Here is a 16478-nt window from a genome sequence, read left to right on the forward strand (position 1 = left end):
ATTAGCCTCCTGCGATCGATTCAAAAATAAACACCTGACTGCGCTCTGCCAGCTTAGTACTTTGCCACACACTTTTGGGCACCACTTGCTGATCAATCGCGATCGCAATACCAGCCCCTTCTTTGCCCAGGTGCGCGAGTAAGTCTTGCAAAGTGGTTCCTGTAAATTCATAAGGCGCATCGTTCAGAACAATCTTCATGACTTATTTCCCGCATTCTGCACGGTAAATCGCTTAGCGGCCTGCTCAAACAACCCCATCAATGCTCGAGTCGTTTGTTCTGGCTTATTGGCTTTTGTAATCGCCGTCACAACCGCCACGCTGCTTACGCCTGTTTGCGCTACCGCCGACAGTCGTTCCGCACTGATGCCGCCAATCGCTACCGTTGGAAAAACACCCTCAAGCAAAGCGGCGTAATGAGCCAGCCGAGTTAACCCCTGCGGCTGAGATGGCATATTTTTGGTTTGCGTAGGGAAAATATGACCCAGCGCGATGTAACTGGGTTGAATCGCTTGAGCACGGGCAATTTCATAATAGCCATGCGTACTGATGCCAAGCCGCAAGCCTGCGGCTTGGATTTGCTTCAAATCGGCGACATCTAAATCCTCCTGCCCAAGATGCACACCATAAGCACCCAGCTGGATGGCAAGTTGCCAGTAATCATTAATGAAGACTTGAGCGTCAAATTGCTGGCCTAAACGAATCGCTTGCTCGATTTTGTGAATCAAGTCTTTATCTTGCGGGTCCTTAATACGTAACTGCGCGATCTTGACACCCTGACTGAGAACGAGGGACAGCCACTCAACCGAATCCACCACCGGATAAAGCCCCATTTTTTGACAGTCCACAGCAGCAAAAGGCCCATTGATGGCAAGACTTTCCCCTTTCGCTGACACTACCGTCGGCAAATGTTCATTTTGCCGCGGCCAACCTGGTCGCCCTAAGGGACCCGCACCTTCCCCAATTTGTACACCGCACTTGAGTGCCCCCGTGACATAAGCTTTGGCCATCGTCAGCGCATCGACAAGGTCATAGCCATGAGCCAAAAAACTCGCCAATGCGGTCGATAAAGTACAGCCTGTGCCACGTGTATTGTGTACTTGCAATTTAGGCGTCGAAAAACCCAAGGCCATTTTTTGCGTCATCAACCAATCTGTCGCTTGATCACTGCTTGAATGTCCGCCTTTTAACAGCCAAGCGGCATGTAAACACTCATTCAACGGAACATTCTCTAGCAATTTACGGTGTATCGTTGCAATAGCTTGGTCTGACGACAACCCCGTTAAAGCAGTAAATTCCATAGCATTGGGGGTTATCACATCCACCCACGGCAGTATATTCTCCAATAATGCGGCACCGACCGTTTGCGGCTGTAAACGATTACCCGACGCGCTACTGGCGGCCATGACAGGATCAAAAACGACAGACACCAAAGGGTATTCAGCTCGTATCCGTTGCAACCACATCGAGCAAGCTTGCACTATTTCTAAAGAAGGCAATAGGCTCACCTTAATCGCATCGGGCGACACATCGTCCAGCAAGGTTTGCCATTGAGCATGAAACATCGCTAACGAAACAGGCTCAACCGATTGGACGATTTTTGAGTTCTGCGCGGTCATGCAGGTAACAATGGTTTGCACGTGACAACCCACATCTTGTCCCGTGCGTAAATCCGCTTGAAGGCCAGCGTGGGCGGACGAATCCGACCCGCCCACGCACCAAACAACAGGAGGTCTTTTGGTCATCATTCTTCCTCTCACTTAATGCACTTTTTCGTTTGCTTGATCTTTGGTTGAATCGTCAGTGATCAATGTGTCATTGCTCAACTTGTCAGTAGTCAAATAGACATCGCCGCCTAACTCTCGAAACTGTGCCGACATTTTCTGCATACCGCTTTGAGCGTCCATTTCTTCAACCGCGCTCATGTTGATTTTTTCAGCGTCTTCTAAGCCCTTAGCATAATCACGAACTTCTTGAGTGATTTTCATCGAACAGAATTTTGGGCCACACATAGAACAAAAATGCGCGACTTTGCCAGAGGCTTGAGGCAAGGTTTCATCGTGATAGGCGCGTGCTGTGTGCGGGTCGAGGGACAAATTGAACTGATCCTCCCAACGGAATTCAAAACGCGCTTTTGAAAGAGCATTGTCGCGAATCTGTGCGCCAGGGTGCCCTTTAGCCAAATCCGCTGCATGGGCGGCGATTTTGTAGGTAATCAAGCCTTCTTTTACATCGTCTTTGTTGGGTAAGCCTAGATGCTCTTTTGGCGTGACGTAGCACAACATGGCACAACCGTACCAACCAATCTGAGCAGCACCAATGCCAGACGTAATGTGATCATAGCCAGGTGCAATGTCCTGCGTTAAAGGCCCTAGGGTATAAAACGGTGCTTCGTGACACAGCTCGAGCTGCTCTGTCATGTTCTCTTTAATTAACTGCATCGGCACATGCCCTGGACCTTCAATCATGACTTGCACATCGTATTCCCAAGCCACCTTCGTCAGTTCACCCAAGGTACGAAGCTCTGACATTTGCGCTTCGTCATTGGCATCCATAATGGAACCAGGGCGCAACCCATCCCCCAAAGATAAAGCCACGTCGTACTCGGCACACAATTCGCAAATCTCACGAAATCGCTCGTATAAGAAGCTCTCGGTGTGGTGAGCCAAACACCATTTCGCCATGATGGAACCACCGCGTGACACAATGCCGGTCAGACGTTTTGCTGTCATAGGGACGTAACGTAATAAAACACCGGCATGGATGGTGAAGTAATCCACGCCCTGCTCTGCCTGCTCAATTAAGGTGTCGCGAAAGACATCCCAGTTTAGGTCTTCAGCCACACCGTCTACTTTTTCCAGTGCTTGATAAATCGGTACGGTACCAATCGGTACAGGGGAATTGCGCAAAATCCACTCACGCGTTTCGTGAATATTTTTTCCCGTCGACAAATCCATTACGGTGTCCGCGCCCCAGCGTGTTGACCAAACCAGTTTTTCCACTTCTTCTTCGATCGAAGACGTGACAGCAGAATTACCGATATTTGCGTTCACTTTTACCAAAAAGTTTCGCCCGATGATCATCGGCTCAGATTCTGGGTGGTTAATGTTATTCGGAATAATCGCACGGCCGCGAGCCACTTCGTCGCGAACAAATTCTGGCGTAATGCGGGTTTGTAAATTCGCGCCAAAACTTTGTCCTGGGTGTTGTCTAAGTAACAATTCACTTTTGATCGCATCCATGTTTTGATTTTCACGCAGGGCAATGTATTCCATTTCGGGCGTGATAATGCCCTGCTTCGCATAGTGCATTTGAGTCACGCACTTACCTTTGCGGGCTTTTCTAACCTTAGGCAGTTCTTGGAATCGCAGCGCGTCAAGAGCTGAGTCGGTTAAACGAGATTGCGCAAAATCGGATGAAACAGAAGCAAGCCACTCAGTATCTTGACGCTGCTCAATCCAAGGCGCACGCATGGGCGACAAGCCTTTATGAACGTCAATGGTCTCTTCTGGATCGGCGTATGGGCCGGAGCAATCGTAAACGTAAATCGCTTCGTTAGACTCAAAGGTGAGATTATGAGGATCCGACCCGATAGGCGTATCAGTGAGGTTGATTTTACGCATGGGCACTCGGATGGAATCATCAGAACCGGCAAGATAAATACGCTCCGACGCTGGAAAAGGCGAGCCTTGTAGCGATTCGATGAAGGACTTCGCCGCTAGGCGTGATTCTTCACGAGTTTGCTTAGTGATTTTTTGAGTGTTCGTGTTTGTTGTCGACATGAGCATTTCTCTTTTTTATCGTAAAAAGTGGGAGAATTGCTTGTCTGGGGTGCTGTTTTTAATCAACGCAAAAAACGATGAAAAAAAGCAATCAATGAATCTTGGCAAATAACGCTGAGAGAAGATGGGTAGCATGTTGCTAACATCGAATCACAAGCCGTTAAAAGACAAGAGTTCATTCGATGCAGAAAAGAAAAAATAGAGACTTTCTTGTTTCCTACGCGGGTGTTAACCCGATCAGGTTCTGCGGATCCCGCATTAAATAATGCGATCTCAGCCAAATGGCACTCCGACAAGTGGTTCTGAGTATACTCAGTCTTATTGGAATGTAAATACCCGCTTTTATAGTGAGTATTTAGTCTCCATTTGGTGTGTGCTGCTAGCCGGCTTGCATCTCTAACGCCATTTTATAGAGGGAGTTTTTCTTTTCGCCGGTAAGTTTTGCGGCCATCGCGGCGGCTTGCTTGACGGGCAAATCTTCTAACAAAATACTCAAAATACGCTTCGCTTCGATGTCTGCTTCATCACCGCTTTCTTCGGTAAAACTCAACATCACAACAAATTCACCCCGCATTTGATTGGCATCTTCGTCAAACATGCGAAGAATTTCTTGGGCGGTGCCAGACAAAAATGTCTCAAAAGTCTTAGTCACTTCTCGCGCCAACACCAGCTGAGCGTCGTCGCCGTAAACTTTTTGCACATCGGCAATAGAGTCATACACTCGATGGGTGGACTCGTAAAACACCACGGTTCCGGCTTGCTTTTTCCATGATTCAAAAAGATCACAACGGCCTTTCGATTTAGCCGGAACAAAGCCCGCAAAGAAAAACTGATCCGTTGGCAAACCGGATGCACACAAGGCAGCAATCACGGCACAAGCCCCTGGAATTGGCATAACTTTATGCCCTTTTGTACGCAATGCGTTCACGACATGATAACCTGGGTCTGAAATCAACGGCGTCCCCGCATCGGACACTAAGGCCACGTTTTTGCCCTCATCTAACAGGCTCGCCACATAGTCCGCTTTGTCTTTTTCATTGTGGTCATGGATCGAAAATAATGTTGCCTCGATACCAAAATGATTGAGTAAACGTCGAGTGTGGCGTGTGTCTTCTGCGGCGATGTAATCCACGTCCCGGAGGGTCTGCTCAGCTCTCTTGCTAAAATCACTAAGATTACCAATTGGCGTTGCAACTATGTACAACGCCCCTCTCACATCATCTGAACTATGTGGTACCATGTTGCCTCTTTTATTTGTCATTTATACACTTATGAGCCGAATTCATTACCGCATCATATCATTAACCCTTGGCGCTTTTCTGCTGAGCGCGTGTCATTCCGTGAATTTAAACATGGAAAAGCCACGAGTCGTAACTCAAGCGGAAAATAAAAATCCAGCACAAGATGAAAGAACAGATTTACCCAGTATTTATCATCCATTAAAAGCATCAAGTGCGTCACAGCGAGTTATCAACGCCTACAAAGATGCACAGGTTTTTTATGGACAAGCTGAATACCAACAAGCCTTAACAACATTAACCGCTAATGTGTTGCCTAAGACGTCTAGCGTTCAATTTGAGGCTTATTTATTGGCCGCCGCCTCGGCGTCTGAATTAAACTATCTTGCAGACGCGTTGCATTATGTGCAATCTGCAGAAAAACTAGCGGTAGCGAGACGCTCAGACAACCAAAATCGCTTAAAGCTCACACAAGCTTCTATTTTTGAACACGTTGATGACTGGTTAACTGTTATCAATTTGCGCATGGATTTGTCCTTCAGCCTGCCGCTCAGTGAAAAGCAAAAAAACGATGCTAAACTTTGGCTTGCTATACAAAGTCTCACCCAAAACGAACTTGAAGCGCTATTTCAACAGCAAAAACCCTTACTTAACGGCTGGCTTTCGATCAGTGAGATATTAAGAGACCCTTCTCTTTCCATTGAACAACAACTCACAATGTTTAGCCTGTGGCAAACGGGTAATCCCAATCACCCTGCGGCGATATCACCACCACATGACTTTCAAGTATTGTCCTCCGTTAAAGACATGGCCCCGCAGAAAATGGTTTTGCTTTTACCCATGAGCGGAAAATTAGAGCGCGCATCACAGGCTATTGTAGATGGCTTTTTTGCAGCTTATTACCGCCAGACTTCTGCAAGGCCTCAGGTTACGGTTATTAATACTGAAAACTACCCAAATATTATTGAAGCATTAGCCGCTGCCAATAATAGACAGCCAGACATCATTATTGGCCCATTACAGAAAAATAACGTGGCACAAATTAGCCGAGTAGTCTTGCCTTATCCTGTTATTGCACTTAATCAGCTGGATGTTAATCAGCACCCAAAAAACCTTTACCATTTCTCTTTAACCGCAGAAGATGAAATTCATGAGCTGATTAGTTTTGCGAAGCAGGAAGGTGCCAACAGCGCTGCTATTTTAAGCACCCAAGATACGTGGGCACTAAAACAAAGCGATGAGTTTCGTGTGGCTGCTGAAACAGAAAACGTCATCATTACGTCCAACCAATCCTACGCAAATACACCTAAGGGAAGACAAGACGCCATTCAGAAACTCTTGTTAGTCAATGAAAGCTATGGGCGCAAAAGCTTGGTTGAAACATGGACAGACACAAAGGTAGACAGCGTATCCCGGTCTCGTCGAGACTTAGACTATGTCTATTTTGTCGGTAAGTTAAACGATGCAAAGCAGATTAGACCCCTCTTGGACTTTTATTTCGCAGACACAATCCCCATGCTAGCAAGCAGCACTTTAAACGACAGTGCGCCTGACAATTCGATTAACCCTAGCGATATTGAACGCATTTTGTTTACTGAAGCCCCAGCACTCCTCCCGACAAATACGTCTCTTAATGAACTACCAAGCAATCAAAATTCTAATATATTGCGTCGTTTACAAGCATTGGGAGCCGACGCGTATTTGCTGGCAAATAAACACACCCTGTTTACTTTATTGCCAAGCACTAAAATATCGGCAAATACTGGCATTATCACCATGGACAAAACCGGTGTTTTTCATAAGAGGCCGGAAATCATGACATACCGAAAAGGAAATTTGGTGTATGCAAACAATCAGCTATTTTTTAAACAAAAAGAAGACACCCAAAAATAATGGCGAAAAAGCCGAGCAAGCCGCTGAACTATTCTTGCGAGAACAAGGCCTTCGTTTTGTTGAACGAAACTTCTTTTGCCGAATCGGTGAAATCGATCTGATTTTCGCAGATAAAGACACCTATGTATTTATTGAGGTACGCTATCGCGCAACCAACACCCACGGGAATGCAGCAGAAAGCCTTGGTAGATCAAAACTAAAAAAGGTTCGCAACAGTGCCGCATTATGGCTGCAAAAAAACAATCAAGTGAACAGTGCCTGTCGCTTTGACACGGTGTTGTTTGATAAAAAAATTGACCGACACCATTTAACATGGCTTAAAGCAGTATTTTAAACACTATGGATTTTCAAGAAGCAATTTATACCCAATTCGCCCAGAGCTTTGAGGCCCAGCAGCAAGCTCTCGAGAGCTTACCACCTTATATAGAGCATGCAGCCAAGGTGATTTTTTCAAGCCTAGCCTCCGGCGGAAAAATTATTTGCATCGGCAACAGCACCGGGTCACATTTATCGCAATATTTCAGCACCTTAATGCTGGACAGAATGGACAGAGAACGCCCAGGCTTACCCGCCATCAATCTCAGTGGTGATGGCTCTGCATTATTGGCTATTACTCATAATGACAGTTATCACGATGTTTTTTCAAAGCAAATTACCGCCTTAGGCAACCCTGGAGACATTTTGTTTGTCATTGCAAATCGTGGCAACACTTCGCCCATTATACAGGCCATACAAGCCGCCCATGAGCGTAAAATGAGCATAGTCGCCATGACCAGCCCAGAAGCCAAAAACGTATCTTCACTCACTTCACAAGACGATACTGAAATTAAAATAAATCTGTTAGGCACGGCTCGCGTTCATGAGTGTCAAATTTCAGTCATTCATATTTTAGTCGATTTAATTGAGCGCCAACTATTTGGTTACGATGAGTAGCAAGCTATCGTGCTAGCACGCCTAGGCATCGCTCAATAACGTAAAAAGTCGCCCACAAGGCGACTTTGAATGAGATAAACAGCGCTAAAAGCCGTCGCTCATTTTACTATTTTAAGCTGAAAACCTTTTTTTGGTTCGGGCGGTGTCGGAGTCGGCGCCTTTGTGAAAGCTTCTTCTGGGAAAACGAAGCCATCACCATTCTCTTTGGCATATAAAGCCAACGCCGCTTGAATAGGCACATATACCTGCATAGGTTTACCACTAAACCGAGCCTCAAATGACACCGCTTCTTTATCCATGATCAAATGGCGCACAGCAGACATACTAATATTCAATACGATTTGCCCGTCTTTGACGAACTCCGTAGGAATCACGACATCTTCGTACTCTGCATTCACCAAAAGATAAGGTGTCATATTATTATCGGCCACCCATGAGTAGGCCGCATTTAACAAATAAGATCGTTTGGGTAACATGTTGTCTCCTAGCGAACCAAAGAATAAGATAAAAAATCATGAAAAAAGGAGCACTAAGCTCCTCTTTTGACAGTAGATAAAACCAAGATCATCACCTTGACTTAATCTAGACGCATTTCCTGCTCTGCCTCAGACAAGCTTTCTTGGAAAGACTCGCGAGCAAAAACAAGATCCATATACTTGTATAACGCCCTAGCTTGCTCTTTTGGAATCTCTACACCAAGCGCAGGCAGACGCCATAAGATAGGCGCTAAACAACAGTCTACTATCGTAAACTCATCACTCATGAAGTAGGGCTTTTCTTCAAAGATTGGCGTAACGTTCAATAAACCTTCACGAAGTTCTTTTTGAGCCTGAGCCACAGCGTCTTTGTCTTTGCTTGAAAGAATCAAATCGACCAGTTTTGCCCAGTCACGCTGAATACGATACATAAACAATCGACTTTCAGCACGAGCAACGGGGTATACCGGCAATAATGGCGGATGCGGAAAACGCTCATCCAAATATTCCATCATCACATTTGGCTCATACAGAACCAAGTCGCGGTCGACTAAGGCAGGCAGCTCATTGTATGGATTAACGTCTGCCAGTTCATCTGGCTTGTTAAATGGGTCTACATCTATGATGTCTACTGTGACGGCTTTTTCAGCCAATACAATACGAACTCGATGGCTATAATGATCTTCTCCATCAGAGAAGAACGTCATTGAGGAGCGCTTTGCAATAACACCCATGTCTAACCCCTATTTTGAAAATATCAACATCCCCTTCAAAAGAGGGGATACAGTAGAATACGACAACGAAGTAAGTGAAGTGCGACCAACTTCGTCAGCAAAAAAAACGTTCACGAAACCTTTACTACGATTGCGCTTAACGTACCTTGAAAGATGCGATAAAAACCAATCGCCCAAAGACAATGAAATTCAGAGAGGGTTATTCTAACACCATTTAAGATATTTTTTCTTAGAAAAACCCATTCGTTGAAAAGATTACGATTGCTTTCTTTTGGACAAAAAAAACGCTTGACGAGAGCGCCAAGCGTTTTAAGCATTCTAAAGCGAAAATTAACGCTTAGAGAACTGAGGACGACGACGTGCTTTGCGTAGACCCACTTTCTTACGTTCAACTTCACGAGAGTCGCGTGTTACGAATCCTGCAGAACGTAGAGTACGACGTAGAGTCTCATCGTATTGCATCAATGCACGTGTGATACCATGACGGATCGCACCAGCTTGACCAGAGATACCACCACCTTTAACAGTGATGTAAACGTCAAATTTTTCAGTAGCGCCAACAAGTTCAAGAGGCTGACGAACAACCATTTGAGCCGTTTCGCGACCGAAGTACTGAGAAAGAGTACGGTTATTGATAACTAGGTTACCAGAACCCGCTTTAAGGAACACACGAGCGGTAGACGTTTTACGACGACCTGTACCGTAGTATTGAGTAGCTGACATAATGATCTTCCGTATTAAATGTTAAGGGCTTGAGGCTGTTGAGCAGCATGTGGATGCTCAGTACCAGCGTACACTTTCATTTTCTTGTGCATTGCACGGCCCAATGGACCTTTTGGCAACATACCTTTTACGGCGATTTCAAGAACACGCTGTGGAGCATGATCAATCAACTTCTCGAAATTCATAGAACGCAAGCCGCCTGGATAACCAGTATGGCGGTAGTATTGTTTAGCCGCTGCTTTATTACCAGTAACGTGAATTTTCTCAGCGTTAACAACAACGATGTAATCGCCTGTATCAACGTGTGGAGTGTATTCCGCTTTATGCTTACCACGTAGACGGCGAGCAATTTCAGTAGCCAAGCGGCCTAATGTTTTGCCTTCAGCATCAACCACGAACCAGTCGCGGCGAACTTCAGCAGGTTTAGCTGTAAAAGTTTTCATCAAAAAACCCTTTCAATACACGTGCTCAATGACACGCTATACCTATTATTATTGGTTGGCCAAATATACATATTTGATCAACGTACACTTACCTCTAAAAAGGCGAGCGAAGTATATACCACAGAGGCGTAAGAAGAAAGCCAAAAGAACCTTAAGGACGATGCTCCAAAGACAAATATTCTTCAGATTGCATCTCTAATAATCGGCTGACCGTACGGTCGTACTCGAAACTCAATCGGCTGCCGGTATAAATGTCTGGGATAGCCACTTCAGCTGAGAAAATCACCTTTACATGGCGATCATAAAACTCATCAACCAAGTTAATAAATCGCCTTGCTAAGTCGTCTCGTGAAGCGTCCATCTGAGGTAAGTTAGAAATAATTACCGTGTTATACAATCGTGCTATTTCTATATAGTCAACCTGACTCCGTGGGCCGTCGCAGAGGGCTTTGATGTCAAACCAAGCCATGCCCTCACAACTTCTCAATAACGGAATTTCCCGACCTTCTATTTCCGCCGAGCCCCCTTCTGAAATATGAGATGCATCAGAGATTAGGCTCGTAAATCGATCATGCAGCTCTTTATCCGCCGAATCGCTTAATGGGAAATGATACAATTTCGCCTGCTTCAAAGTGCGTAAACGGTAATCTATCCCCCCATCTATGTTCATCACCTTGGTGTGTTTTTTCACAAGCTCAATGGCAGGCAAAAAGCGCGCACGCTGCAAACCATTTTTATACAAACCATCTGGGGCAATATTAGAGGTCGCCACCAAGGTCGTACCATTTTCAAACAATACCTCTAACAAACCAGCTAATATCATTGCATCGGTTATATCCGTCACAAAAAACTCATCAAAGCAAAGCACGTGAGCTTTGTCTGCAATTTGTTTCCCGACAATTTCCAAGGGATTTTTGACATCATGAAGCTTTCGAAGCTCTTGATGGACCATTTGCATAAATCGATGAAAATGCAACCGCATTTTTCTGTCCGTCGGTAAACAGTCGAAAAACGTATCCATTAGATAGGTTTTCCCACGACCTACCCCACCCCAAAAATACAATCCTTGCTCAACAACGGGCGGCTTCTTTTTGAGAAAGCGCCCTAATAGACCACTTGATGGCTTTTCTGCCTGACGGGCAACAATACGGTCAAATAAATTTTGGAGCGCCTCGACAGCCTCTTCTTGCGCTGGGTCGTAGCTGAAGTCTTCTCTTGTTAGATCTTGCTTATAACGCGTTATTGGTGTCATCGCCGCTCTTTCGTTCGATTAATAAATTTAAGTGTATCCTAACAAATTGCAACGATAACAACACCTATCACGCTGTTATCGTTGGGTAGGTTTCGCTATAATGATTTATCTGTTTTTTGGAGAAAGTCATGAACTTAGAAGAATTCAACATCATTATCTTTATTACCGGCATCATTGCCGGCTGCATCGTTACACTCGCCTTTAAAAGCATTACCAATAAAAGCAACAAGCAAACCAACACAAACTCTAACACCATCACCATGAAGTCTTTACAACAAGAGTTGGACAATAAACAGGTGATGATTGACAATTTTTTCACTGACAGCAGTGAACATCTAAGCTCGATTGAAAAACGCATCGCAGACCTTAGAAGCAGCCTATCTGATAACGCCAGCCAATTAAGCCACGTTAAAATCAGCAAAAGCCTTATCGTAAGTAATGAGGAAGTATCAGAACTCCCCTCTATGATGGAACCACCAAGAGATTACGCGCTAAAAAATGCGCAAGAACCTGGCATGCTCAGTGATACGTTTGGCTTAGACGATAAAGACGCGGATCTTGAACCAAGACGTAACATGTAATTAAACATCACAACGTGATTAAAAGGGCCCATTATAAAAGCCCTTTTTTATTCCCTATAATTCCGAGTTGTAATGCCACACTCAACCGTTAAGCCGGATTGTCTACGTCGATAAATACCGCGTCTAAACCATGCTGTTCAGATAAAAATTTTGCTATAGATTTTACACCAAAACGCTCGGTAGCGTGGTGCCCCGCCGCAACAAAATGAATGCCTAACTCCCTTGCAATATGAATAGTCTGTTCAGACACTTCGCCGGTAATAAATACATCCGCCCCAGCGGATACAGCTTGCTCAATATAGCCCTGCGCACCGCCCGTACAAAGCGCCACTCGCTGGATATCGGCCTCGTTCACGCACTCAAATAACACTTCCCTATTTACAGCCGCTGTAACTAAACGGTAAAAATCCGCTTTAGCAATCGGCGCAAGCAAAGACCCAACAATACCAATACCCTCTTCAATTGGCACACCCGTCTGCAGCGCCTCTCGATCAACAAGCCCCAGCGCATCCCCCAGCCCCGCATTGTTGCCCAATGTAGGGTGCGCATCTAATGGCAGGTGATAACCATACAAGTTAATGTCATTTTTAATCAAAGCAGCAAGGCGACGATACTTCATCCCTACGACACGAGGGTCTTCGTTTTTCCAAAAATAGCCATGATGGACAACAATCGCATCCGCTCGGTACTCAATAGCAGCATCGATAAGCGCTTGACAGGCCGTCACCCCCGTAACAACTCGGTTAATGTCTTTTTTTCCTTCCACCTGTAAGCCATTGGGCGCATAATCTTTAAAACGATTTGGACTCAATGTCTTATCAAGCAATAACTCAAATTCACTGCGCAGCAAAACAACCCCTTAGTCTTTATGAATCAAAAAACAACCTTCACACCTATCATTATTTCCGTACTTTTTGGCACTTGCATCGGCCTTACAGCATTGCTTTTTCAAGAAAAGCATAGGTCTGAAAACCTTGGGTATTCCACTCCCGTTCGCATTGCAGCACCCAGCGTCGTGAATATTTACACCCAAGTTGCTCAGAGTGAAAACATCAACACAACAAGCTCAATAAAGCACAGCATTAATCTGGGTTCTGGTGTGATCGCCAGCGATGACGGATTCATTCTAACCAACCACCATGTCATTCAGAACGCCCAAAGCATAGTTGTTGCACTGTATGATGATCGCCGAGTCGAAGCAACACTGATTGGCTCAGACCCTTCAACCGACCTCGCGGTATTAAAAATCAATCTTTCTGACCTTCCGAAGATAAAAATGGGCAACAGCCGAAAAGTCTCCGTCGGTGATCGTATTCTCGCCATAGGCAACCCATTTGGCATTGGTCAAACGGTCACATCGGGCATCATCAGTGCAAAAGGCCGCAACAGCATTGGCCTAAACACTTATGAAAATTTCTTACAAACCGATGCTGCGATTAACCCTGGCAACTCGGGAGGCGCCCTCGTTAATCTCAAGGGAGAATTGATTGGCATCAGCTCCGCTATTTATTCAAGTTCCGGTGGCTCACAAGGCATTGGCTTTGCCACCCCCGTTGATGATGCATTGGACGTCATGGAGGATATTATTAAACATGGCGAAGTAGTGAGAGGCTATTTGGGCATGGACGCGCAAAAAATAACACCTTTGTTGGCCAATAACTTATCCCTGCCAACCAATCACGGACTCCTAGTCAGCGACATCACCAAGGAAAGCCCTGCTGAAAAAGCAGGCATAGAAGTAGGCGACATCATTCTAAAAATAGACAACTATCCCAGTGAGGATCCCTTTCAAATACGAAGACTGATTGCCTCACTCAAACCAGGCACCAATATATCTTTGGTTGGCATCCGCGGACAACAGTCTTACCAAACGAATATATTGCTAGAAAAGCAACCCACAATGCAACGCATTAATTATTGAACAAGAACCTCTATTTTATCTTTCAATTGCTGCAAGCTTTTTTCAAAATTAGCCCCGGCAATATCATTGGCAAAAAATGCTAAATAGGGACTCAACAAACCCGCGCTCAAATTACCTTCTATTGTCCAAGCAACAAGTGTACCGCTGTCAGTTGACTGCAATGCGATAAGGTTGTGGACAATATCGACTTTGGGCTTAGGCTGAACGTCAAAACGAATAACATTAGAAGACAACTCAACGACTGAAATGAAACCATGAACGTTAACCGCGTTATAAGACAAAACAGCAGAATCACCTTCTTTTAGTACACCTTCAAAAGGCAAAACGGTTCCGTTCTTAATGTACATCCATTCAGGTAAATAATCACCTCGCAACAAATTGTCAGATATCAGGTCACGAGGCGCTTCAATCATTATATTTCGCTCAACACGATAATCGGATGGCAATAAAAAGCCAACCGCCACTAACAAAAGAATGATAATGGCCAATATGCGGGTGACTTTCCTTAAGGTATACAATGCAGCAGGATGAGAATCCGTTTTCATTGTTAAGCGTCCTTAATAATGCGGTATTCTGCTGACATGGCATGAGCTTCTAAGGATTCTCCACGAGCCAAAGGTGACGCAATTTTTGCCAATTCACTTGCCCCTTCAGGAGAACAATAGATTAACGAGCTGCGCTTTTGAAAGTCATAAACCCCAAGTGGCGATGAAAACCTTGCCGTACCAGACGTTGGCAACACATGATTTGGTCCCGCACAGTAATCGCCTAATGCTTCAGGCGTATGGCGCCCCATAAAAATAGCCCCAGCATGCCGTATTTTTTCGACCCATTTTTCCGGCTCATCAATCGACAGCTCTAAATGCTCAGCTGCGACAATATTCGCAATATCCATGGCGTCATTTAGGTCTTTAACATGAATAAACGCACCACGACCTTCAAGAGAGGCCTTGATAATATCTTTTCGACTTTGAGTATCGATCAGACGCTCCATGGCGCTTTTAACTGCAGCAATAAAATCAAGATCAGGCGAAATCAAAATAGACTGCGCATCTTCATCGTGTTCAGCTTGAGAAAACAAATCCATGGCGATCCAATCCGGATCGGTCTTACCGTCGCAAACCACTAATATTTCAGAAGGACCTGCGATCATATCAATGCCGACCACACCGAAAACCATCTTCTTAGCGGTCGCCACATAAATATTGCCTGGCCCCACTATTTTGTCGACCTTTGGTATGGTTTCAGTACCGTAAGCTAACGCGGCAACCGCCTGCGCGCCACCAATAGTGAAAACACGATCAACACCCGCTATGTATGCTGCCGCCAAGACAATATCACTCACAAATCCATCGGGCGTTGGCACAACCATGATTATTTCACCAACCCCCGCCACTTTGGCCGGCATGACATTCATGAGTACCGATGAAGGATACGCGGCTTTACCACCGGGCACATAAACACCGACACGATCCAAAGGCGTAACCTTCTGGCCTAGCACGGTTCCATTCGTTTCTTGATACTGCCAAGAGGGCTGCTTTTGACGTTCATGATATTGATGAACGCGCTTTGCCGCCGCCTCTAAACTAACAACAAGCTCTTCACTTACTCGACCTTTAGCCAAGGCCAGTTCTTCGCGGGAAATTTCAAGTTCAGACGAATGCTCAACATGACGACGATCAAAACGATTAGTAAATTCAATAACCGCACGATCACCGTGCAAGCGAACTTGCTCAACGATATGCGACACAGTTTTTTGAACACCTGCATCGGAAACAGAGTCCCATGCAAGCAAAGCGTCTAGCTCATCACGAAAGCCGTCTGAACTAGATGAAAATTCCCGAATAGAAAGGTTCAATTATTTGTCCTCGTTATCTTCAACCGCTCGTCTTATCATGGTTAATATCGGTTCAATTTGAGCGTACTTTGTTTTATAAGCCGCTTTATTAACCACCAACCGAGTACTGATTGGCGCAATCAATTCGCGTGCCTCTAGGCCATTGGCTTTTAAAGTGTTGCCGGTATCAACAATATCAACAATCAAATCGGCCAACCCCATAATAGGAGCCAATTCCATCGCACCATAAAGCTTAATAACATCCGCCTGTATACCTTGTTCGGCAAAATACGCTTTTGCCGTTTTGGTAAACTTAGAAGCCACCTTAAGTCGACGACTTGGCAGGGCTTGGTTAACAACGCCCGCCGTCATTAAACGGCACTTAGCAATTTTTAGATCTAATAATTCATAAAGATTTTTGGTGGATGCTTCCATCAAAACATCTTTACCTGCCACACCAAAGTCGGCGACACCATGATCCACATAGGTAGGAACATCAGTCGCCCTTAAAATCACCAGTTTAATGTGTTCATGATTGGTATCAAAAATTAACTTGCGACTTTTACTAATGTCTTCAACAGGAACAATGTTCGCTTTTTCTAGCAGTGGTAAAGTTTCACCCAGAATGCGCCCTTTCGACAGCGCAATCGTTAATGTTTTGCTCATA

Annotated in this window: 18 protein-coding genes and 1 riboswitch; of the genes, 5 read left to right on the forward strand and 13 right to left on the reverse strand. The window is 45.0% G+C overall.

The genetic code is table 11. The features are described 5' to 3' along the window. Nucleotide 1: 1 nt before the first annotated feature. The 4 genes from thiS to rsmI all read right to left on the reverse strand — a co-directional run bounded on the left by thiS (nt 2) and on the right by rsmI (nt 5041). Nucleotides 2–199, reverse strand: a complete 198-nt coding sequence (gene thiS, locus FXV75_RS08920; RefSeq protein ID WP_148832650.1) for a sulfur carrier protein ThiS — start codon at nt 197–199, stop codon at nt 2–4. After that, entirely contained in the window at nt 196–1743 is a 1548-nt protein-coding gene (gene thiE, locus FXV75_RS08925) for a thiamine phosphate synthase (RefSeq protein WP_148835306.1), read from the reverse strand. The genes thiS and thiE overlap by 4 nt, the downstream gene beginning before the upstream one ends. Nucleotides 1744–1758: 15 nt before the next feature. After that, nucleotides 1759–3780 carry a phosphomethylpyrimidine synthase ThiC gene (thiC, locus tag FXV75_RS08930; protein ID WP_148832652.1) on the reverse strand — a complete coding sequence of 674 codons (2022 nt, stop codon included), beginning with the start codon at nt 3778–3780 and terminating at the stop codon, nt 1759–1761. A 197-nt stretch (nt 3781–3977) separates the two neighbouring features. After that, nucleotides 3978–4082: riboswitch (TPP riboswitch) on the reverse strand. A gap of 77 nt (nt 4083–4159) precedes the next feature. Next, a complete protein-coding gene (rsmI, locus tag FXV75_RS08935) occupies nt 4160–5041 on the reverse strand; it encodes a 16S rRNA (cytidine(1402)-2'-O)-methyltransferase (protein WP_148832655.1) in 882 nt (293 codons plus the stop codon). A gap of 91 nt (nt 5042–5132) precedes the next feature. Here rsmI and FXV75_RS08940 point away from each other — a divergent pair, with 91 nt between their 5' ends. Genes FXV75_RS08940 through FXV75_RS08950 form a run of 3 tightly spaced genes read left to right on the forward strand, consistent with a single transcriptional unit; the run spans nt 5133 to nt 7844 of the window. Then, a complete protein-coding gene (locus tag FXV75_RS08940; protein WP_262368509.1) occupies nt 5133–6911 on the forward strand; it encodes a penicillin-binding protein activator in 1779 nt (592 codons plus the stop codon). Further along, nucleotides 6862–7245 (forward strand): YraN family protein, encoded by a 384-nt coding sequence (locus tag FXV75_RS08945; RefSeq protein ID WP_148832657.1) that lies wholly within the window; start codon nt 6862–6864, stop codon nt 7243–7245. The genes FXV75_RS08940 and FXV75_RS08945 overlap by 50 nt, the downstream gene beginning before the upstream one ends. 5 nt (nt 7246–7250) lie before the next feature. Further along, complete coding sequence (locus FXV75_RS08950; protein ID WP_148832659.1) at nt 7251–7844, forward strand: SIS domain-containing protein; 594 nt, start codon at nt 7251–7253, stop codon at nt 7842–7844. Between the two features lie 98 nt (nt 7845–7942). On the opposite strand, the gene FXV75_RS08955 is transcribed toward FXV75_RS08950, so the two are convergent. The 5 genes from FXV75_RS08955 to zapE form a co-directional block, all read right to left on the reverse strand. Then, nucleotides 7943–8320, reverse strand: coding sequence for a ClpXP protease specificity-enhancing factor (locus FXV75_RS08955; protein ID WP_148832661.1), 378 nt, complete (start codon nt 8318–8320; stop codon nt 7943–7945). A 101-nt stretch (nt 8321–8421) separates the two neighbouring features. Next, complete coding sequence (locus tag FXV75_RS08960) at nt 8422–9054, reverse strand: glutathione S-transferase N-terminal domain-containing protein (RefSeq protein WP_148832662.1); 633 nt, start codon at nt 9052–9054, stop codon at nt 8422–8424. Nucleotides 9055–9384: 330 nt separating this feature from the next. Then, nucleotides 9385–9777 carry a 30S ribosomal protein S9 gene (rpsI, locus tag FXV75_RS08965; protein WP_072839866.1) on the reverse strand — a complete coding sequence of 131 codons (393 nt, stop codon included), beginning with the start codon at nt 9775–9777 and terminating at the stop codon, nt 9385–9387. 14 nt (nt 9778–9791) lie between these two features. Then, nucleotides 9792–10220: a 50S ribosomal protein L13 gene (gene rplM / locus FXV75_RS08970; protein WP_148832664.1), complete on the reverse strand. Its 429-nt coding sequence runs from the start codon at nt 10218–10220 to the stop codon at nt 9792–9794. A gap of 151 nt (nt 10221–10371) precedes the next feature. Next, nucleotides 10372–11472 (reverse strand): cell division protein ZapE, encoded by a 1101-nt coding sequence (gene zapE, locus FXV75_RS08975; RefSeq protein ID WP_148832666.1) that lies wholly within the window; start codon nt 11470–11472, stop codon nt 10372–10374. Nucleotides 11473–11600: 128 nt separating this feature from the next. On the opposite strand from zapE, the gene FXV75_RS08980 reads away from it, so the two are divergent. Beyond that, complete coding sequence (locus FXV75_RS08980) at nt 11601–12053, forward strand: ZapG family protein (RefSeq protein ID WP_148832668.1); 453 nt, start codon at nt 11601–11603, stop codon at nt 12051–12053. Nucleotides 12054–12141: 88 nt separating this feature from the next. On the opposite strand, the gene FXV75_RS08985 is transcribed toward FXV75_RS08980, so the two are convergent. Then, complete coding sequence (locus tag FXV75_RS08985) at nt 12142–12903, reverse strand: Nif3-like dinuclear metal center hexameric protein (RefSeq protein WP_148832670.1); 762 nt, start codon at nt 12901–12903, stop codon at nt 12142–12144. An 18-nt stretch (nt 12904–12921) separates the two neighbouring features. Between FXV75_RS08985 and FXV75_RS08990 the strand changes: the two genes are divergently transcribed. After that, on the forward strand, nt 12922–13974 hold the full coding sequence (locus FXV75_RS08990) for a S1C family serine protease (RefSeq protein ID WP_148832672.1): 1053 nt from the start codon (nt 12922–12924) through the stop codon (nt 13972–13974). On the opposite strand, the gene FXV75_RS08995 is transcribed toward FXV75_RS08990, so the two are convergent. Genes FXV75_RS08995 through hisG form a run of 3 tightly spaced genes read right to left on the reverse strand, consistent with a single transcriptional unit; the run spans nt 13968 to nt 16477 of the window. Next, the gene (locus FXV75_RS08995; protein ID WP_148832674.1) at nt 13968–14519 is read right to left on the reverse strand and encodes a polyketide cyclase; all 552 of its coding nucleotides are present in this window, start codon (nt 14517–14519) and stop codon (nt 13968–13970) included. The two genes, FXV75_RS08990 and FXV75_RS08995, sit on opposite strands and share 7 nt — an antisense overlap. Before the next feature lie 2 nt (nt 14520–14521). Beyond that, nucleotides 14522–15832, reverse strand: a complete 1311-nt coding sequence (gene hisD, locus FXV75_RS09000; protein ID WP_148832677.1) for a histidinol dehydrogenase — start codon at nt 15830–15832, stop codon at nt 14522–14524. Further along, complete coding sequence (gene hisG / locus FXV75_RS09005; protein WP_148832679.1) at nt 15833–16477, reverse strand: ATP phosphoribosyltransferase; 645 nt, start codon at nt 16475–16477, stop codon at nt 15833–15835. Nucleotide 16478: the final 1 nt, after the last annotated feature.

Source organism: Marinomonas sp. IMCC 4694, from assembly GCF_008122525.1.
In the GTDB taxonomy this organism is placed as follows: domain Bacteria; phylum Pseudomonadota; class Gammaproteobacteria; order Pseudomonadales; family Marinomonadaceae; genus Marinomonas.